Annotated in this window: 15 protein-coding genes; 5 read left to right on the top strand and 10 right to left on the bottom strand. The window is 54.4% G+C overall.

The window, feature by feature from the left end:
- Positions 1–3: 3 nt before the first annotated feature.
- From EHV15_RS10040 to EHV15_RS10025, 4 genes are all read right to left on the bottom strand, one after another.
- Positions 4–858: a carbohydrate ABC transporter permease gene (locus EHV15_RS10040; protein WP_246061918.1), complete on the bottom strand. Its 855-nt coding sequence runs from the start codon at positions 856–858 to the stop codon at positions 4–6.
- Between the two features lie 130 nt (positions 859–988).
- The gene (locus EHV15_RS10035) at positions 989–2311 is read right to left on the bottom strand and encodes an ABC transporter substrate-binding protein (protein WP_128631067.1); all 1323 of its coding nucleotides are present in this window, start codon (positions 2309–2311) and stop codon (positions 989–991) included.
- 77 nt (positions 2312–2388) lie between these two features.
- Positions 2389–3663, bottom strand: coding sequence for an MGH1-like glycoside hydrolase domain-containing protein (locus EHV15_RS10030; RefSeq protein WP_128631066.1), 1275 nt, complete (start codon positions 3661–3663; stop codon positions 2389–2391).
- Between the two features lie 96 nt (positions 3664–3759).
- Complete coding sequence (locus tag EHV15_RS10025) at positions 3760–6426, bottom strand: alpha-L-rhamnosidase (protein WP_246061447.1); 2667 nt, start codon at positions 6424–6426, stop codon at positions 3760–3762.
- 235 nt (positions 6427–6661) lie between these two features.
- Between EHV15_RS10025 and EHV15_RS10020 the strand changes: the two genes are divergently transcribed.
- The 5 genes from EHV15_RS10020 to EHV15_RS10000 all read left to right on the top strand — a co-directional run bounded on the left by EHV15_RS10020 (position 6662) and on the right by EHV15_RS10000 (position 11072).
- Complete coding sequence (locus tag EHV15_RS10020; RefSeq protein WP_246061917.1) at positions 6662–7552, top strand: AraC family transcriptional regulator; 891 nt, start codon at positions 6662–6664, stop codon at positions 7550–7552.
- A 180-nt stretch (positions 7553–7732) separates the two neighbouring features.
- Positions 7733–8509, top strand: coding sequence for a class I SAM-dependent methyltransferase (locus EHV15_RS10015; protein WP_246061446.1), 777 nt, complete (start codon positions 7733–7735; stop codon positions 8507–8509).
- Between the two features lie 15 nt (positions 8510–8524).
- The gene (locus EHV15_RS10010; protein WP_128631064.1) at positions 8525–9223 is read left to right on the top strand and encodes an ABC transporter ATP-binding protein; all 699 of its coding nucleotides are present in this window, start codon (positions 8525–8527) and stop codon (positions 9221–9223) included.
- A gap of 9 nt (positions 9224–9232) precedes the next feature.
- Positions 9233–10309, top strand: coding sequence for an ABC transporter substrate-binding protein (locus tag EHV15_RS10005; protein WP_128631063.1), 1077 nt, complete (start codon positions 9233–9235; stop codon positions 10307–10309).
- A complete protein-coding gene (locus EHV15_RS10000; protein WP_128631062.1) occupies positions 10284–11072 on the top strand; it encodes an ABC transporter permease in 789 nt (262 codons plus the stop codon). Before EHV15_RS10005 ends, EHV15_RS10000 begins: the two co-directional genes overlap by 26 nt.
- Before the next feature lie 435 nt (positions 11073–11507).
- Here EHV15_RS10000 and eno read toward each other — a convergent pair whose 3' ends face one another.
- From eno to EHV15_RS09970, 6 genes are all read right to left on the bottom strand, one after another.
- Entirely contained in the window at positions 11508–12794 is a 1287-nt protein-coding gene (eno, locus tag EHV15_RS09995; RefSeq protein WP_128631061.1) for a phosphopyruvate hydratase, read from the bottom strand.
- Between the two features lie 151 nt (positions 12795–12945).
- Positions 12946–14493 (bottom strand): 2,3-bisphosphoglycerate-independent phosphoglycerate mutase, encoded by a 1548-nt coding sequence (gene gpmI, locus EHV15_RS09990; protein ID WP_128631060.1) that lies wholly within the window; start codon positions 14491–14493, stop codon positions 12946–12948.
- Positions 14494–15246: a triose-phosphate isomerase gene (tpiA, locus tag EHV15_RS09985; RefSeq protein WP_128631059.1), complete on the bottom strand. Its 753-nt coding sequence runs from the start codon at positions 15244–15246 to the stop codon at positions 14494–14496.
- A gap of 258 nt (positions 15247–15504) precedes the next feature.
- On the bottom strand, positions 15505–16686 hold the full coding sequence (locus EHV15_RS09980) for a phosphoglycerate kinase (protein WP_128631058.1): 1182 nt from the start codon (positions 16684–16686) through the stop codon (positions 15505–15507).
- Between the two features lie 215 nt (positions 16687–16901).
- The gene (gene gap / locus EHV15_RS09975; protein WP_128631057.1) at positions 16902–17912 is read right to left on the bottom strand and encodes a type I glyceraldehyde-3-phosphate dehydrogenase; all 1011 of its coding nucleotides are present in this window, start codon (positions 17910–17912) and stop codon (positions 16902–16904) included.
- A 78-nt stretch (positions 17913–17990) separates the two neighbouring features.
- Entirely contained in the window at positions 17991–19046 is a 1056-nt protein-coding gene (locus EHV15_RS09970; RefSeq protein WP_128635266.1) for a sugar-binding transcriptional regulator, read from the bottom strand.
- Positions 19047–19356: the final 310 nt, after the last annotated feature.

Below are 19356 nucleotides of genomic sequence, written 5' to 3'. Positions count from 1 at the left end.
AGGTTATTCCCCTCCATCCCCGTAAGTCACCCAACGCTTCGAGGAAGCGAATATGAGGGCTGTGAACAGGCCGATGATGACAAGCAGAACCCAGGCCATCGCCGACGCATATCCCATTTCAAAAAATGAAAATCCTTTTAAATACAAGTACAGCGTATAGAACATCGTGGAATCCATCGGGCCCCCTTTGCCGCCGCTGACGATAAACGCCGGGGTAAAAGCCTGAAAGGAGCTGATCACTTGCATAATTAGATTGAACAGCACGACCGGGGAGAGCATCGGCAGCGTAATGCTGAGAAATTGCCGCATTTTTCCCGCACCGTCGATTTGTGAGGCTTCATAATAATCGTTTGGAATCTGCTTCAGCCCGGCCAGGAAAATAATCATGGACGAACCGAACTGCCATATCGACAGCGCCACGAGCGAGGACAGGGCATACTTGGGATTGGACACCCAATCCGGTGCCTGAATGCCGAAGGCCTCCAGCAGGAAAGTATTGACGACCCCGCCGCCGCCAAACATTTTGCGCCACAGCACCGCGATGGCCACACTTCCCCCCAGCAAGGTCGGAATGTAGTAGACGGTTCTGTACAGGCCAAGTCCCCGCATCCCTTTGTTCATCAGCATCGCAACCGCCAAGGCGAAGCCCAGCTTTAACGGAACCGAAGCGAAGACATAGACGAACGTGACCTTCAGGGATTGAAGGTAACGCGGGTCCTGATTAAACATTTTGTTGTAATTCTCGAGCCCTACCCCATTTGCCGGAGTCAGCAGGTTAAAGTCGGTAAAAGACAAATACAAGGAAGAAATCATCGGAATCAGTGTCAGCACGAAAAAACCGATGAACCATGGCAGCAAAAATAAATAAGCGGTTAAATTCCGCTTCCACCACCCCGCAAAAGAGTGGCTGCGGGCCCGAACGCCGGGATCGGGCCCTTGTTGTGAAGCCGCAGCCTGACTCAATACTGCTCACCCTTTCTCTTTGTTGCTATTTCGCTTTGTTCACGGCCTCTTCAGCGGCGGCAAGGATATCGGCGGCCGCTTCCGCCGGCGTTTTGGCGCCAAAACCTACGGACATGGCCGCATTGTTCAGCTTTCCGTCAAATTCGCCGATATTCGGCAGCTCCCGGTCCATCGGACTGGCATTTTCCGCCGCAATATTGAAATATTCATAGATTTTCTTGTCGATGTCCGAGCCTGCGGCACTGAGTGCGCTTCTGACTTTCTCGGAGCCCGGAATGCCACGGTCGTTGCCGAGAATCTGCGTCGCCTCGGGATCATTAACCATAAAATCAATGAACATCGCGGCTTCCTGCGGATGCTTGGATTCCTTGCTGATCGTCATGAACTGGCTCGGCTGCACCCACAGGCCGGAGCGGACCTGGTCCGCCGCCTTCGGCAGCAGGCTGATGCCGATCTCGTCGGTCATGGCGCTTTGAAAACCGGACATCTGATTCGACCACACCAGCGCCATCAGCACCTTGCCCTGCACAAGCAGCGATACGTCCGGACTTGTCTCCGACATGGAAGCGGAGGCTTCCGAAGAAGGAATAATGCCCGCTTCGCTGAAATCCTTCCACAGGTTCAGCCAGGCTTCCGCATCCTCCTGTCCGAAGCCGACGCCGCCGTCACGGTACAGCGCCTTGTCTTGCTGACGCAGGAAGTAATTGAAATAGTGCGGGAAGAAGGATTGCCCGGCAAAGGCGAATTTTCCGTCTCCGAGCTTCGCTACCGCATCCTGGCCGTAGGCCTTCAAGTCGTCCCAGGTCATAGCCTGAGCCGGCGGCTGCAGTCCGGCCTGCTCCAGCAGGCTCTTGTTGTAGATCAGGCCCAGCACGTTCGAGCCCAAGCTGATGCCATATTGCTTGCCGTCCATCGCTCCGGCCTCGATCACGTTCTGATCGAAATCAGCGACGTTAATCTCCTTGCCGACGTATTGGCTGATGTCCAGCAGCGCATCCTTGGACACATAGTCCGGGTAGTTGTTGCCGAGCTGCATCAGATCGGGCGGATTGCCGCCTGCGATCTGCGTGGCCAGCTTGTCGAAATAACCGTCATTGCCCATATACTCCGGGCTGATGGTAATGTTCGGATATTTGGCCTGGAACAAATCGATGACTTTCAGCGTCGCATCATGCCTGGCCTGCGATCCCCACCACATGATCCGCAAGGTCACCTTATCCGTGGTCCCCGCGCCGTTCGTCTCCGCTCCTTCTTCCTTAGGCTTGTTTCCTGCTCCCCCGGAGCAGGCTGTAACGGTCAGCATCAGAACGAGCAGCAGTAATACCCAGCTTTTTTTCACGACTTTCATGAACTTCCCTCCAATTCATCTTTGTCCAAACCGAACAACGGCTTCATGCTTTAATCCCGCGTTGGCCGCAGCCTCCGCTACTCCTTAAGGAAGCGGCTTAACGGAGCCTTGCCCGCCAGCTCATCGGCCATGTTTACGACGAGCATATTCCAGTTCAGGAATCCCCCGTTCATCACCGGCGTTCCGGTCACAGGGTCGTAATACTCATGCAGCGTTCCGCTCTGCTCCAGATCCCTCCCGAGCAGGCGGACCGTCCGGCGGGCCAGTTCTTCCGCTTCTCGCCGGTAGCCGTAGTTCATCAATCCGCGGAAGCCGACGTAATTCACAATGCCCCAGATCGGACCCAGCCAGTTTGAGGGATTGTTTGTAGCCGAGATGTCGTACATCTTCTCATCCATGGCCAGCGATGGAATGCCATAAGGGCTGTTGAAGGTATTTTTGTCTTCCATATGCAGCCCGGACAGCCAGGCCGCCTGTGCGTCCGTAGCCACCTCCGACCAGAGCGGAATAAATCCGGTCCAGGCCCTGATTTTGATCGGCAGCGTCTTCCAGAATACACCCAGCCCTGTATGGAACCAGTCGAATTGCCGGGTCCTGATATCCACATCGACAGAGTAGAAGAACTTGTCCCTCTTGTCCCAGCACTCCTCCTGTATGGCGTCCGCCAGCCGCTGCGCCTTGTCCAAATAGTGCCTTCTTCTGTCCGGCAGGCCCCATTTTCCCGCCAGAAGCGCCATCGCTTTCAGTTCACTGATCATAAAGGCGTTCAGATAGATATTCGCGGTGGAATATTTCGGCCGGCCGAAGGTCGCCGGATCGTTGTCCATGCCGATCATGATGTCATCGGCCCATACGTACAAACCGCAATTCTCATTGAAGTAATCCCGGTCATAGCAGCCGAAATACCGTTCAAGTCCCTCCGCGTACCGCGCCGCCCACTCATAATCGCCGCAGTGGCCCGAGATCAGCGCGATCTGCTGGCACAGGAACGGCTTGTGCATATTCAGCTTCAGCCCTTCCTTGCGCTTGCCGATCAGATAAGGCTCCTCGGTCTTCCCTTTTTCAATCATCATCGGAATGTAGCCGTCTTCCATCTGATGATCGAAGAAATTATGGATATTGCCTTTGGCGTAAGGGGTAACCTGGCCTGCGGGCAACAGATTTCCTTCCATGTTCAGCAGCGCATAGGCCGACCAGAAAGAGTCCCAGTCCCACAGGTTGGCGCTGTATACCGACCCCGGATCGATAAAAGGATGCTTCAGGTAATGGGCGGGCGCCTTCAGGCATTGCCCCGCCTGATCCGAGATGAATTCCCGCAGCAGCGCTACCCTTCGTTCATAGTGATCGCTCATTGCCGTACCTCCCAAAAGTTTTGTGAGCGCTACTTCCTGAATCAGCTTCGAGCAAAACTTGCTTCGGAAGCATAAGCTTAGTTCGGGCCATCCGGCTCATGTTCGGGCCGACCCGAGGACGCTGACAAACCGGTAGCGGCCCGATCCTGCCGCATATACGGTTTTCCCGTTTTCCGTCTTCAGCTTCCGGGCCATCGCGTCCGCTTCAACCAGCCTTCCCGGAACGTAAATGTCAGCCGTCGTATTCACCGGAATACGCACATTCAATTCCAATCGGTCCCCGTCTCTCCTCCACTCTACTGCCAATAGGCCATAAGGAGAGGCATATTCGGCCCGCAGGCCCGTCAGCTTGCCGCCCGGCTCGGGGGCGATCAAGCTATGCTTGAACCCGGGGGCTCTCCAATCCGCTTCCAGACCCGCCGCATAGCGGTAGAGCCATTCTCCGACCGAACCCAGCGAGTAGTGGTTGAACGAGTTCATCGACGGGGACTGGAAACCGCGCTCCTCCGTCCAACCATCCCACCGCTCCCAAATCGTAGTGGCGCCATGCTTGACGGAATACAGCCAGGAGGGGAATTCCTCCTGATGGAGCAGTTTGTACGCCAGGTCCGGCCGGCCGCTGTCCGACAACGCCGGCAGCAGGTATCCGACACCCAGGAATCCGGTAGTCAGACGGTTTCCGTTGTCCTTGATCCGCCGCTCCAGCCTGCTTGCGGCCTTCAGCCGCAGCTCCGGAGTCAGGAGATGGAAGCAGAGCGCCATACAGTAGACGGTCTGGGTATCCCCCTGAATCACTCCGTCAGCGGATACGTAAGCCCGCATAAAGGCCTCCCGGATCTCCTCGAACAGTTCCCCGTACATCTTCGCATCCGCCTGTTTACCGACAAGCCCGGCGATCCTGGCGAACAGGAAGGTGCTATAGCCGAAATAAGCGGTGGCCAGCACGTCCTTTGGCGTGTCCGCTCCGATCGACAGCCAGTCCGCATGGTCGGCATAGCCGGGCCTGAGGCATCCCTCGCTGTTGGCCCGCAAATAGTCGATCCAGCGGCGCATCGGAATGTAGTGCTTCCGCAAAATCTCCAAGTCGCCGTACATGAGATACAACGTCCAAGGAATGATGATGCCCGCATCCCCCCAGCCGGCATTGTCCGGGGCGAACCATTTGGAGCTGCTCAAGCCTTTGTAAATGTGCCAACCGGCATCCGGGGCCACATCCGGCAGCGCCCCATCCGGCGACTGGGCGTCGAAGACATCCATCAGATATTTACGGAAGAATCCGGCTACGTTCATGTTGTACGAAGCGGTGCGCGCGAAAATCTGGGCGTCTCCGGTCCAGCCGAGACGTTCGTCCCGTTGAGGGCAATCCATGGGTACGGACAGAAAATTGCCGCGCTGCCCCCACACGATATTCGCGATTAGCCGGTTCACCAGCGGATCGGACGTCTCCAGCTTCCCCGCTGCGGGCGTGTCAGAATGAACGACTTTGGCGGTGATACGCTGTACCCGGATATCCGGCGAAGAGCACTCTATCTCCGCATACCGGAATCCCTGGAAGGTAAAATGCGGTTCAAAGCGTACCTCCCCGGAACCATCCAGCACATACCCGCAAATCTGCACCGCCCTGCGAAGGTTCAGCGTGTACAGAGAACCGCCCGGATCCAGCATCTCCGCATGATTAACGGTAATGACCGCCCCTTCGGGCCCCGTCACCTCCAGCGCCGTCCAGCCGGTCAGGTTCTGTCCGAAGTCATAGATGACGGTGCCGCGGCCGGTCTCGCTCTGCCGGACCGGCTCGATCGTCTGCATCACCCGGACGGGCGGCCCGCTCTGGGGAACGACAAGCCCTTCGTAGGGCTCGAACACCTCCGCACGGCTCCAGCCCGTGTCATTAAATCCCGGACAATCCCAACCCTTCTGCTCCAACCTTGCATCGTATCTTTCGCCCTTGATCATGTCGGAATAGCGAACCGGACCTTCGCTCAGCTTCCAGCTTCCGTCCGTGCAGAAGCTGCCTTTGCTCCCGTCTGCGTATTCGATCTTGAGTTCCATCAGGCAGCGGGGATCTTCCCCATACCGGCGTACGCCCATCATGCCGACGTTCCCGGCATACCATCCCGTGCCCAGCAGAGCTCCCCAGGCATTCCCCCCTTCAAGCAGCAGTTCCGCAACGTCATATACCTGGTATTGCACGCGGGTACCGTAATCCGTCCAGCCCGGAGCGAGCTGATGGTCGCCCACCCGTTTGCCGTTGAGCCTCGCCTCGTACATGCCTAAAGCGCTTGCATAAAGCCATGCGCAGCGGACCGGTTTGTCGATCCGGAACTCGGTCCGCATATAGCTGACCGGCACAAGCTCCTCTTCCCCGGCCGCTTTTTTCCCGATCCAGGAACCCAGCCACTGCTCTTTGCTTAAGGCGGTGCCGAATTCGTGAATCTTGCTCCAGCCGGAGTATACGCCATGCTTATCCCACACGGCAGCTTTGCAGTAATACCGGCACCCGGGAGCCAGCCGTCTTCCGGCATAAGGGATATAGACGGATTGATCGCCGGCGGCGATACCGCTGTCCCACATATTTCCGCAATCCTCGGCAAGCTTCTCTTCGCTGTCCGCCACAAGCACCCGATATGCGCTCTGGGACTGATTCCACTGTTCCTTCCCCCGCGTATCCGCTTCCAATTCCCAAGTAAATCTAGGGTGATCTGCTCCTACGGCCAAAGGACGTTCTTCATCCTCAATCAACAGCCGCGATATGTGTATAGCCATAACTGTACAATTCCCCCCTGATTTTTAGCCCCCCACTCCCTAAGTTTGTCGTGGATGATGAGTACTGGTTGAGAACAGTATAGGGGAGTTTAGATATGAATTTATAGGGCGATCGTGCACACTTAGAGGGGGGATGATGTACATTCTTGAACTTCCGGATAATCTGTGGTAGAACTGGGACAAAGGACATACGGAAAATCGCATCATGAAATGGAGGCGCTTCCATTTGGTTTTTATGTTATCGGGCACCCGCTTTTTTCAGGACGATTTCCCCATCTATCTGAATCGGGAGATCGAGGCCTTTCACCTGCGCGCACATGTCCACGATTTTGTGGAATTATGTCTGGTCGAGGAAGGACAAGGCTATCATTTTATCGGAGAAAAATCCTTTCCGGTACAGAAGGGAGACGTGTTCCTGCTGCCGGTAGGCACGCTCCATGTGTTCCGCCCCTTGTCGGCCCGGGCGTCTCATCCGCTTGTAGTATGCAACTGCATATTCAAAATGGAAGCGCTTCAAGAGCTGATTCATTCCCTCTCCCAGGACGCCCGGCTCCAAGATATGCTGAAAAAAACCTATGAAGGCGGGGGCTGCTGGTTCCAGTTTCATGATAACCGGAACCGTCTTGTCCGGCTGTTCAACGAAGCCTATATCGAATTCCATAACAAGGGGGACAATTACCGCGTCCTGATCAAATCGCTGCTGCTGCAAATCTTCATCGTGATCGGCCGCCTCGCAGGCGAAGCGAACACGGGCATCTATTCCAAATCCTCAGCCATCATCTCCGAGAAGATGGAAGACGCGCTGGAAATCATCAACTGCCGCTACCAGGAGCACCTTACCCTCGAAATGATGTCGGAGCAAACCTTTATGAGCGTGAGGCAATTCCAGAAGCTGTTCAAGCAGGCGACGGGTAAAACGTTCAATCATTATCTTCAGCATGTCCGTATCCTGAAAAGCTGCGAACTGCTCGTGAATACAAGCGATTCGGTGAGACAAATCGCCGAGCAGGTCGGTTATGCGGATATGAAATTTTTCCATACACTCTTCCGGAAGATCACGGGGGAATCGCCGCTCCGGTACCGGCAACTCTACAGAAATATGCGCTGCACAAGCAACCATGTTTAAAAAAAGACCCGTCCGATCACTTGGGCGGGTCTTAACTTTGTATCTGCTTTTTCTACAGCTCCAGTCCCCTTTGTCGTATAGTTTGTGACGCAGCTCACACGTTAAGGGTACTCTATTCGCTATATTAGTGATAATGATTATCAATATCAATAATATTTTTACAAAAGGGGTGTTTTTACATTGAAACCACATATGTCTCCAGGCCATCTTTTTTTGGCTTCCCTTGGTAAAACCAGGCTGCGTCCGGGCGGTAAAACCGCAACCGAGCGAATTTTAACGTCCTGTCGGATTACGGAGCATTCGCACGTGCTCGAAGTAGCGCCAAATATGGGTACGACCGCCATCGAAGTCGCCTCTCGTTACGGCTGCCGGGTGACGGGGGTTGATCTTCACGCTCCAAGCTTAGATAAAGCCAAGGAAAACGTTAGACAGCACGGCCTCGAGGAACAAGTCCAGCTCGTCATCGGCAACGCCATGGCGCTGCCGTTCCCCGACAACTCGTTCGACGTTGTCATTAATGAAGCGATGCTCACCATGCTGACCCATGAACAGAAACAGCAAGCGGTCTCCGAGTACTTGCGGGTGCTGAAACCCGGAGGCCGGCTGGCGACCCATGATTTGCTGCTGCAGCAAGAACCGGATACGGAAGCCGTGAAGCAACGCCTGAACGAATTGCGCAAAGCGATATACGTTAACGCCCAGCCCATGACGGCGGCCAAGTGGGAAGAGCTGTTTTGCCAAGCGGGCTTTGGCGAGGTGGTTTGCGTTACGGGCAACATGTCCCTGTTGTCTTTGAAGGGGCTGATTGTCGACGAAGGCTGGGAAGGCATGACCCGCATCCTGGCCAATGCGATGCAAAGCGAAGACGACCGGCAGCGCCTGTTCCACCTGATAAACCTGTTTGACGAGAGCAGCGACTTATACGGCCACATCACCTGCGTTTCGACCAAAGCCTAACGGAGCGGCTACCGGATGACCACATTGATTGAGTTTACAGATGTTGCAAAAACGTATGGCGGCCAGTCCGTCTTCACCGGCTTCTCCTGCCGGCTGCAGCGGGGAGAGGTAATCGCCCTGCTCGGTCCTTCCGGCTGCGGAAAAACAACGCTCCTTAACCTGGCGGCAGGGCTGGCGCAGCCGGATAGCGGCTCCATCCGGCTGCATACAGATCATATCGGCTACATCTTTCAAGAACCAAGGCTCATCCCGTGGCGGACCGCCGGGGAGAACATTGGGTTAGTGCTGCAAACCGCTGATAAATCGGACGTTGAACGAATCATTGGCGAGACGCTGCGGAAAGTCGGCCTGCAGCAAGCGGAAAACCGCTACCCCCGGCAGCTTTCCGGCGGCATGAAGCAGCGCGTGTCCATCGCCCGGGCGTTGGCGCTGGAGCCGGACATGATTCTGATGGACGAGCCGTTTTCCGCCCTTGACGCCGCCTTGAAACGAGAACTGATGAATGATATGGCAAGGCTGATCGGCGAACGGGAGATCGGCGTAATGTACGTGACGCACGACCCCGAGGAGGCGGCGCGGCTGGCGGATAGGGTGCTGATCTTTTCGCCGCTGGACCGTACTTTTGCAAATGAAAAAATTTTCCCTGTGCCAAGACTGGAGCGCACGGAGGCTCAAATCCGGCAGTTTAAAAACAAGATGATGTCAATATCCTAGGAGGTTCTGATGAAAAAAATATTTACCGCCATTTATCCGTTGCTGGCGCTTTTCCTTGCCGCAACCATGATTTTTACGGGGTGTTCGGGCACGCCCGCCGCTCCTGCGGAACCGGCCGCGAATGGGCAACAGCAACCGGCAGCCGGAACTGCCGCGGGGGAACCGTCCGGACCGGCAGCCCAAAAAATGCAACAACTGACCGTTCAGGGACCGATGGGGATTACAATATCGGCACCGATTTACAACATTTTGGAGAATCAAGGTCTGGCAGCTTACGCGGATGAGGTTGTTTATACCCCCTGGAAAACCCCGGATGAGCTGCGCGCCAGAATTTCCAGCGGGCAAGCCGATATTTCCGCCGTGCCTACCTATGTCGGCAGCAATTTGTACAACCGCGGCATGGACGTCAAGCTGCTGAACACGCTGGTCTGGGGTATTCTCTATGTCGTCGGCCCCGAAAATGAAACGGGAGGAGGCTGGGAAACTTTACGCGGACAGACGATCCACGTACCGCTGAAAGGAGACATGCCGGACCTCGTCTTCCGTTATTTGCTTCGTAAAAACAACCTTGACCCGGAGAAAGACATTCGGATTGAATATGTGGCCGGAACGCAGGAATTGGTCGGGCTGATGGCCGCCGGGAAGGCCAAATATGCGGTCATTCCGGAGCACCTGGCCACGATGGCCGTACAGAAAGTCGAGGGAACGGCCAAAATCATGAGTTTGCAAGAGGAATGGGCGAAAGCGACCGGAAAACCGGCCAGAATTCCTCAAGCCGGCATTCTGGTGTCGGGCGAACTGGTGAAGAATCAGCCGGAACTGGTGGAAAGCCTGCAACGGCAATTTCAAGAATCGGTGACTTTTCTGAATCAACACCCGGACGAAGCCGCGAAAATGATGGCCGAGTACCAGGAAGGATTGGAGCCGGCGTTCATTGCATCGTTGATCCCTTCCCTGAATCTTGAATTCGTCTCCGCCAAGGACGCGAAGGAGGAATTGGAGTTTTTCTTCACCGAACTATCTTCGCTTTCCCCCGACATCATAGGAGGCAAGCTGCCGGATGATGCGTTCTATTACGATAAATAAACCGGGCAAACGCTCGCTTGGGGTAAAATGCTTAGCCGTGCTCGTCATCATCGGCGTCTGGCAGTGGATTTCTTTATCCCTGCCGGACATTTTGTTCGCTTCGCCCTTGGATACGCTGCGGTCGCTTGTGCAAATGGCGCGCAGCGGCGAATTGGCCCGGCAGCTGCTGACTTCGGGAGGCCGGATGCTGGCCGGTTTCTTCTGCGGAACGGCCGCGGGGATTGCCGCCGGGCTGCTGGCGGGAATTTTCAGCATCGTTTACGAGGCGGTGCGCCCCGTCCTATCCCTGCTCATGGGCATTCCGCCGATCATTCTCGTAGTGCTTGCCATGGTCTGGTTCGGCACGGGAGCGACGGTGCCCGTATTTGTGGTCTCTTTATTGGTTTTCCCAAGCATCTACCTCAACACGGCCGACGGATGGCGCGGGATTGACCGGCAGCTCTTGCAAATGGCCGAGGTTTATCAAATCGGTCCTATGAAAAAACTGCGTCATATCGTCATTCCTGGACTGGCCGTGCCGATTTTTACGGCCGTTTCACTGGCCGCAGGGTCCGCCGTCCGGACAACGATCATGGCGGAGCTGCTCGGCTCCGACAACGGGATCGGTTACTCGCTCGCTTTTGCGCGAGTGAACCTGGACACCGCCAAAGTGTTCGCCTGGACGTTCGTGAGTATCGTGGCGATTTTGGCTATGGACCTTTTCGTCATTAAGCCGCTCCGCAAATTTGCTTTGCGCTGGAATCACGAAGAAATCCAGATTTGATAAGAAAAACGCCTGACGGCGTCCTTTATTGGCTCTGACTTCTACTTTGGAGCGATTGGAGGGATGGGTTTCCATTCCCTCTTCTGTTCTTTGAGTAATCTTCCCTTTTTTTCATGAACAGTAGCGTCGAGTCCCTCGGCCCTTTCAATCTGTAGTCTACATCCAGTAGACGTTGCTCTAACGGACACCAGCGACCTTATCCGCCCATTTCCCGGGTATTTCCCAGCCTAACGGACACACATGGCCCTATTTCGCTCTAAACCCGTTCATCCAGGCCGATTTGAGGTAAATAGGGTCTTCTGTGTCCGTTACATTTTTCAAACCTCCGTTTTTCCGCAAATAACGGCTCTGGTGTCCCTTAGCCCCCATAAATTCTATATGGTGAACAAAAAGACCCGCCGATCGATTCGGCGGGTCTTTTCGCAACTTATGCGATTAGTGTTTCAGGTTGTAGAAAGATTTCAAGCCGTTGTACTGAGCCAAATCGGCCAATTGGTCTTCGATGCGGAGCAATTGGTTGTACTTGGCGATCCGGTCCGTACGGGAAGGAGCACCGGTTTTGATTTGGCCGGCGTTCGTAGCCACGGCGATATCGGCGATCGTGCTGTCTTCGGATTCGCCGGAACGGTGGGATACGACAGCCGTATAGCCGGCGCGTTTCGCCATTTCGATCGCGTCGAACGTTTCGGTCAGCGTACCGATTTGGTTTACTTTGATCAGGATCGAGTTGCCGATGCCTTCATTGATGCCTTTTTCCAGACGTTCGGTGTTGGTTACGAACAGGTCGTCACCGACGAGTTGGATTTTGTTGCCCAGTTTTTGCGTGAGCAGTTTCCAGCCTTCCCAATCGTCTTCGGCACAGCCGTCTTCGATCGTGATGATCGGGTATTTGTCTACCCAGGAAGCGAGCAGGTCAACGAATTCCGCGGAAGTAAAGGATTTGCCTTCGCCTTCCAGGTGGTATTTGCCATCTTTGAAGAACTCGGTGGAAGCGACGTCCATACCCAGGAATACGTCTTTACCCGGAGTGTAGCCGGCTTTGGTGATAGCTTCCATGATCGAGGACAACGCGTCTTCGTTGGAAGTGAAGTTCGGAGCGAAGCCGCCTTCGTCGCCAACCGCGGTGTTCAGGCCTTTGTCCTTCAACACGGATTTCAGGTTGTGGAAAATTTCCGCACCGGTACGCAGAGCTTCCTTGAAGGAAGGAGCGCCTACAGGCAGGATCATGAACTCTTGCACGTCGACGTTGTTGTCGGCATGCGCACCGCCGTTTACGATGTTCATCATCGGAACCGGAAGCTGCTTCGCGTTGAATCCGCCAAGGTATGCGTACAGCGGCAGGTCCAGAGCGTCAGCGGCTGCGCGGGCAACGGCCATGGAAACCGCCAGGATGGCGTTGGCGCCAAGTTTGCCTTTGTTCGGCGTGCCGTCCAAAGTGATCATCAATTTGTCGATGCCGATTTGATCCAGGGCGTCCATGCCGATTACTTCAGGCGCGATGATTTCGTTGACGTTCTCAACGGCTTTCAATACGCCTTTGCCCAGGTAACGGGATTTGTCGCCGTCGCGAAGCTCAACAGCTTCGTGCGCGCCGGTGGAAGCGCCGGAAGGAACGATGGCGCGTCCGATGGCGCCGGACTCAAGGTAAACTTCAACTTCAACCGTAGGGTTGCCGCGGGAGTCAAGGACTTCGCGTGCGTATACTTCAGAAATAATTGTCATGGGTATACAGTCTCCTTTTTTAGAGGTAGTTCAAAAAGTCCGCTTTTGATCACGAAGTGAATCAAGAAGTGACTCGGTGCTGAAAACCGGCCTTTTTGAACACGCATCTTAATTTAATATTTTAATTATACAGCTTGTTATACGGTTTGGCTTATGCCTTGCGGCTGGCGATCATCGATTGGCCGGTCATTTCCGGCGGCTGCGGCAGGCCCATCAGGTCAAGCAGCGTTGGCGCTACGTCAGCGAGGATGCCTTTATCGCGCAACACGACGTTTTCGTCGGTCACGATAAACGGAACCGGGAAGGTCGTATGCGCGGTGAAAGGACGGCCCTGCTCGTCGAACACCATGTCGGCGTTGCCGTGGTCGGCGATGATGACGACAACTCCGCCTTTCGCCTTGACGGCGTCAACCACTTTGCCGACGCATTCGTCGGTCACTTCGACCGCTTTCTTCGTCGGCTCCAGCATGCCGGAGTGGCCCACCATGTCCGGATTGGCAAAGTTCAAAATGATCGCGTCGTGTTTATCCGCTTCGATCTCTTTCACGCAAGCCTCGGCGACTTCATATGCGCTCATTTCCGGCTTGAGATCATAGGTTGCGACCTTCGGCGAATTGATCAGGATGCGCGTTTCGCCCGGAAGCTCGACGTCGCGGCCGCCGCTGAAGAAAAACGTCACGTGCGGATATTTTTCCGTTTCGGCGATGCGCAGCTGCTTCTTGCCGTGCTGCACGAGCACTTCGCCAAACGTGTTGTCGAGATCCTTCGGCTTGTAGGCTACGTAGCCCTGAACCGATTCCGCGAACAGAGTCAAGCACACGAAGTGCAGGTCCGTCGGGAATTTCGGTCCGCGGTCGAAGCCTTGGAAATCCTTGTTCGTGAATACGTTGGACAGCTGAATCGCCCGGTCCGGACGGAAGTTCAGGAAGACGACGGAATCGCCGGATTCCACCTGTGCAACCGGCTCGCCTTTGTCGTCGACGATCACGGTCGGCATGACGAATTCGTCAAATACCGATTTCTCGTAAGACTCGGTGACAGCCTTGATCGGGTCCGTATATTTCGGCCCTTCGGCATAAACCATAGCCCGGTACGATTTCTCCACGCGGTCCCAGCGTTTGTCGCGGTCCATCGCGTAGTAACGGCCTTGCACCGTAGCGATTTTGCCGATGCCGACTTCGTTCATCTTGGCGATCAGCTTCTCCAGGAAGCCTTTCGCGCTGTCCGGCGCCACGTCGCGGCCATCCAGGAAAGCATGCACGTATACATCGTGCATATCTTCTTTTTTGGCCAGGTCGAGCATCGCGAACAAATGGTTAATGTGGCTGTGCACGCCGCCGTCGGACAAAAGCCCGTACAGATGGAGTTTCTTGCCTTTGGATTTGGCGCTGCGAACCGCATTCACCAACGTTTCGTTGTCGAAAAATTCGCCTTCGCGAATCGATTTGGAAATCCGGGTCAAGTCCTGGTACACGATCCGGCCGGCTCCGATGTTCAGGTGTCCGACTTCGGAGTTCCCCATTTGGCCTTCCGGCAAACCTACCGCTTCGCCGCTGGCCGTCAGAGTCGTGTTCGGATACTGCTTCAGATAACGGTCGTAGTTCGGCTTATGGGCTTGCGCCACAGCGTTGCCTTCCACCGTATCGCGAAGTCCGAAGCCGTCCATGATGATCAATGCTACAGGTTTTGGAGCAGCCACTTACTTCGCCCCCTCAACGAGTTGAACATAGGAAGCCGGCTGCAGGCTGGCACCGCCGACGAGCGCGCCGTCGATGTCGCTTTGGCTCATATATTCCTTCACGTTCTCCGGCTTCACGCTGCCGCCGTATTGAATGCGGATTTTGCCGGCTACATCGTCGCCGTACAATCCTTTAACCAGGCTGCGGATGTAGGAAATGACCTCGTTCGCGTCCGCGGATGTGGACGATTTCCCAGTGCCGATGGCCCAGATGGGCTCATACGCAATAACGACCTGCGCCGCTTGCTCTGCAGTCAGCCCTTGGAGCGCCGCCTCGGTTTGCACCTTTACGACGTCCTTCGTTTTGCCGGCTTCCCGCTCTTCAAGTTTTTCGCCGACACAAGGAATCGGAGTCAAACCGTGTTTGAACGCGGCATGAATCTTTTTGTTTACGATCTCGTCGGTTTCGCCAAAATAAGCCCGGCGCTCGGAATGCCCGATGATGACGTAGTCCACGCCGAGTTCTTTCAGCATACGTCCGCTGATTTCGCCGGTGAAGGCACCTTCGTCTTCAAAATGCATGTTTTGCGCGCCGATTTTGATCGACGTTCCTTTTGCGGCTTCCACCAAAGCCGGAAGGTTGGTGAACGGAGCGCAAATCACGCTCTCGACGCCCGCAACTTCCGCTTTCCCTTTTACCTCTTCAAAAAAAGCTTTTGCTTCGGAAACCGTCTTAAACATCTTCCAGTTCCCGGCAATTACAGGTGTTCTCATGGAGTCAACTCCTTCACTTCTTAAGGGTAGTTCAAAAATCAGCTTTTGATCACGAAGTTAACCACGAAGTTTATTCGGCATCGAATCTTGAATTCAGCCGGCCCTTCCGGTGCTCACGTACCCAAAACGTACGCTCCGCTCCTCAGTCCCTAGCTTCATCCAACCTTCTCGGTGCTGAAAACCCGATTTTTGAACAATTCATCTTAAAGGTAGTTCAATTCATCTTAAAGGTAGTTCAATTCATCATTTTTTGACGTCTTACTTGTCGTTCAATGCTACAACGCCTGGAAGCGCCTTGCCTTCCATGAATTCGAGGGACGCGCCGCCGCCGGTGGAGATGTGGTCCATTTTCGACGCCAGGTTGAACTTCTCGGCTGCCGCTGCGGAATCGCCACCGCCGATGATTGTGTAACCTTTCGTCTCTGCGCAAGCTTCGGCTACTTCCTTCGTCCCGTTCGCGAAGATATCGATTTCGAATACGCCCATCGGTCCGTTCCAAACGACCAGTTTGGAGTTTTTAATGATGTCCGCATACAATGCGCGCGTTTTCGGTCCGATGTCCACGCCTTCCCAATCGGCCGGAATGCTGTCGATGTCAACTGCTTTGTGGTTGGCCGTGGCGCTGAAATCGTCGGCTATGATTACGTCAACCGGAAGCAAGAACTTCTTGCCGAGCTTTTTCGCTTTCTCGATGAAGCCGAGCGCAACATCCAGTTTGCTGTCATCCAGCAGCGATTGTCCGATTTCATAACCTTGCGCTTTGAAGAACGTATAGGCCAGACCGCCGCCGATCAGCACGTTGTCCGCGATGTTCAGCAGGTTGTCGATAACGTCGATTTTGTCTTTAACCTTCGATCCGCCGATAATCGCCGTGAAAGGACGGTCCGGGTTCGACAAAGCTTTGCCGAGAACGGACAATTCTTTTTCCATCAGCAGGCCGGATACGGCAGGCAGGTAATGTGCGATGCCCTCGGTCGACGCATGCGCCCGGTGAGCCGCGCCAAACGCGTCATTAACGAACAGGTCGGCAAGCTCCGCGAATTGTTTGGCCAGTTCCGGATCGTTTTTCTCTTCACCCGGATAGAAACGGACGTTTTCCAGCACCAGTACATCACCATTGTTCAATTGAGCCACTTTCGCCTTAACCGCGTCGCCAACCGCTTCATCGGCTTTGGCTACCGGCTTGCCAAGCAGCTCGGACAAGCGTTCTGCAGCCTGGGTAAGGCGCATCGATTCGTTCACTTGACCTTTCGGACGTCCCAAGTGGCTGGCGAGAATGATTTTCGCGCCTTTTTCGATCAAGTAGTTGATCGTCGGCAGCGTTTCGCGGATCCGGGTATCGTCGGTAATTTTCCCGTCTTGCATCGGCACGTTGAAATCGACGCGGACAAATACGCGTTTTCCGGTTACTTCCACATCACGTACACTTTTCTTGTTCATCTCCACGTTCCTCCTAAAGGTGTGCGCAGGCTTCTCCCATGCATCGAAAACCGCGCATCCACGGCTATAATTCTGATTTCTCTCCTAAGCGTCAATCTGTATCTCTATTTTTATTTAAGTATGTGTGTGTGAATATCGTTCTTGCTTCAAGACCAAAGAGGAGGCCTATTGACAGGTTGCTCCTCTTTAGGATTTATATCAGGTTGGCTGGGATATTACTTAACTTTCTTTGCGAAGTATTCCAAAGTACGAACCAATTGAGCAGTGTAGGACATTTCGTTGTCGTACCAAGCCACGGTTTTAACGAGCTGTTGGTCGCCCACAGTCAGTACTTTCGTTTGAGTAGCGTCGAACAGGGAACCGAAAGTCATGCCTTTGATGTCCGAAGATACGATTTCGTCTTCCGTGTAACCGTAAGTTTCAGAATCGGAAGCGGCTTTCATAGCAGCGTTCACTTCATCGGCAGTAACCTTGGTTTTCAGCACGGTAACGAGTTCAGTCAGGGAACCGGTCGGTACAGGCACGCGTTGAGCGGCGCCGTCCAGTTTGCCTTGCAGTTCAGGAATTACGAGGCCGATTGCTTTAGCTGCACCGGTCGTGTTAGGAATGATGTTTTCGGCAGCGGCGCGGGCACGGCGGAAGTCGCCTTTCGCGTGCGGAGCGTCCAGCGTGTTTTGGTCGCCGGTGTAAGCGTGGATCGTCGTCATCAAACCTTCTACGATGCCGAATTTGTCGTTCAATGCTTTAGCCATAGGAGCCAAGCAGTTTGTCGTACAGGAAGCGCCGGAGATAACCGTTTCGGAGCCGTCCAGGATTTCATGGTTAACGTTGTAAACGACCGTTTTCATGTCGCCGGTAGCCGGAGCGGAGATAACGACTTTCTTCGCGCCGCCTTTCAGGTGAAGCTCAGCTTTTTCTTTGGTTGTGAAGAAGCCTGTGCACTCCAGAACGATGTCTACGCCAAGCTCGCCCCAAGGCAGTTCTTCAGGGTTGCGGTTAGCCAGAACCTTAACTTCTTTGCCGTTAACTTTGAAGAAGCCGTCATGAACTTCGATGTCGCCTTCGAATTTGCCTTGCGTTGTATCATATTTCAACAGGTGAGCCAGCATTTTGGCGTCCGTCAGGTCGTTGATAGCTACTACTTCGATGCCTTCCACGTTTTGAATGCGGCGGAAAGCCAGGCGTCCGATACGTCCGAAACCGTTAATACCTACTTTTACACTCATGAATAGTTCCTCCTAGTGTTGGTTTTTTTATTATTCAAGACAGGCTAAAAAGCCCGCCATGAGTAAACATCATTAGCTTCACTTGATTTCTTGCTTGTCACCCTGCTCAAGCTGGGTTACGATCTCCACCGCGGCGGCCTCGTCGATGACGAGGATGTCCTCCTGGCCAAAACGCAGCACGGCGTGAATCGCCTTGGCTTTGCTTTTGCCCCCGGCAATCCCGATCACGGTTTCCGTCTTCATGATGTCCTCCAGACGAAGGCCTAGAGTCCGCATTTTGTGAACGACGACGCCGTCTTCATTAAAATAATAACCAAATGATTCCGCGACCGCGCCTTCCTTCCGGATTTGTTCGGTCACCTGCGGCTCCAGCTTGCGCCGCCGCGCCATCTCCATCGCGTCGCCGATGCCGTGCACCACGATTCGCGCTTGCCGGATCATATTGACGATGTCCTCGATATTCGGATCGTGGACAAGCGATTCGTACGCTTCCTTGCCGAGCAAATCAGGTACGTGCAGCAGGCGGTAACCTGCCCCCACCCGTTTCGCCATCCCGGAAGCGATCGTGTTCGCCTGGATTTCCAGACTTTCGCCCAATCCACCGCGGGCAGGCACAAACCAGCTGTCCTTCATCGTCAGGTTATGCGGCGGATTCAGTTGCTCCGCCACCTCCGCCAGCGTCGTTCCGCCGGTAACGGCAACCCCGTCGCCCTCATTCATGGAGCTTAAGAGCGCCCTGGCTCCCGCGCGCCCCAGTTCCCGCTTCACCAACGGCGAAGCGTCGCAATCTCCGGGGACGACCACGACTTTGCGCAGCCCGTAGCTCTGACGAATCGCTTCTTCCAAATTGGCGAGGCCAAACAATTCCTTGACCACCGGCTCCAGTTCCTCAAGCAGAAGCTTGCCCGCATCGCTGATTCTCATGCCGATATTCTCGATTTCAATCAGGCCCTGAGCCTTCAGAAGATCCGTTTCGGCCCGCAACACACGCTCCGTCATATCCAGTGAAGTTGCCAAGGTTCTGCGGCCAATTACGTCAGATAACATGATCTGATGAAGTATGGTGTACCTTTTCTTGAGAATGTCCATGAGATCAGGCAGAAGCTGCTTCTGAATTTCCAAAAGGTTACGCATGATCTCCATTCCTGCAAGCTCCTTCTTCTTCCCAACTCCTTGGCCTTAAAATGTCCCGGGTTAACTTTTTAAGTCCCACCGTTATTTTAACCAATTTTTAGCGTGGTTGCAAGCCTGACGTCCGTAGAATTCTCAAAGTTTGGTATGGTTATACGGTAATGAACATAATAAGCCGTTTTTGTAGAATGCAGAGCGATACTTTGCCTGGCTCCTATTCTGTTTTACCAATAAAAATTCGCTCTATTCGTACCTCGTATATGGAAAGAAAGCAGTTTGTTAAAATTTTTAAATTGTCACATTTTTGATAGAT

Origin of the sequence: Paenibacillus oralis (genome assembly GCF_003863965.1) — a bacterium.
GTDB lineage: Bacteria > Bacillota > Bacilli > Paenibacillales > Paenibacillaceae > Fontibacillus > Fontibacillus oralis.
Note: the sequence above shows the minus strand (reverse complement) of the source record. Positions and strands in the feature narration are given on the sequence as shown.

What these genes read in the sequence shown, in the direction of transcription:
- EHV15_RS10035 (WP_128631067.1), bottom strand. Translation starts at nt 2,311, where the DNA reads ATGAAAGTCGTGAAAAAAAGCTGGGTATTACTGCTGCTCGTTCTGATG.
- EHV15_RS10030 (WP_128631066.1), bottom strand. Translation starts at nt 3,663, where the DNA reads ATGAGCGATCACTATGAACGAAGGGTAGCGCTGCTGCGGGAATTCATC.
- EHV15_RS10025 (WP_246061447.1), bottom strand. Translation starts at nt 6,426, where the DNA reads ATGGCTATACACATATCGCGGCTGTTGATTGAGGATGAAGAACGTCCT.
- EHV15_RS10020 (WP_246061917.1), top strand. Translation starts at nt 6,662, where the DNA reads ATGTTATCGGGCACCCGCTTTTTTCAGGACGATTTCCCCATCTATCTG.
- EHV15_RS10010 (WP_128631064.1), top strand. Translation starts at nt 8,525, where the DNA reads ATGACCACATTGATTGAGTTTACAGATGTTGCAAAAACGTATGGCGGC.
- EHV15_RS10005 (WP_128631063.1), top strand. Translation starts at nt 9,233, where the DNA reads ATGAAAAAAATATTTACCGCCATTTATCCGTTGCTGGCGCTTTTCCTT.
- EHV15_RS10000 (WP_128631062.1), top strand. Translation starts at nt 10,284, where the DNA reads ATGATGCGTTCTATTACGATAAATAAACCGGGCAAACGCTCGCTTGGG.
- eno (WP_128631061.1), bottom strand. Translation starts at nt 12,794, where the DNA reads ATGACAATTATTTCTGAAGTATACGCACGCGAAGTCCTTGACTCCCGC.
- tpiA (WP_128631059.1), bottom strand. Translation starts at nt 15,246, where the DNA reads ATGAGAACACCTGTAATTGCCGGGAACTGGAAGATGTTTAAGACGGTT.
- EHV15_RS09980 (WP_128631058.1), bottom strand. Translation starts at nt 16,686, where the DNA reads ATGAACAAGAAAAGTGTACGTGATGTGGAAGTAACCGGAAAACGCGTA.
- gap (WP_128631057.1), bottom strand. Translation starts at nt 17,912, where the DNA reads ATGAGTGTAAAAGTAGGTATTAACGGTTTCGGACGTATCGGACGCCTG.
- EHV15_RS09970 (WP_128635266.1), bottom strand. Translation starts at nt 19,046, where the DNA reads ATGCGTAACCTTTTGGAAATTCAGAAGCAGCTTCTGCCTGATCTCATG.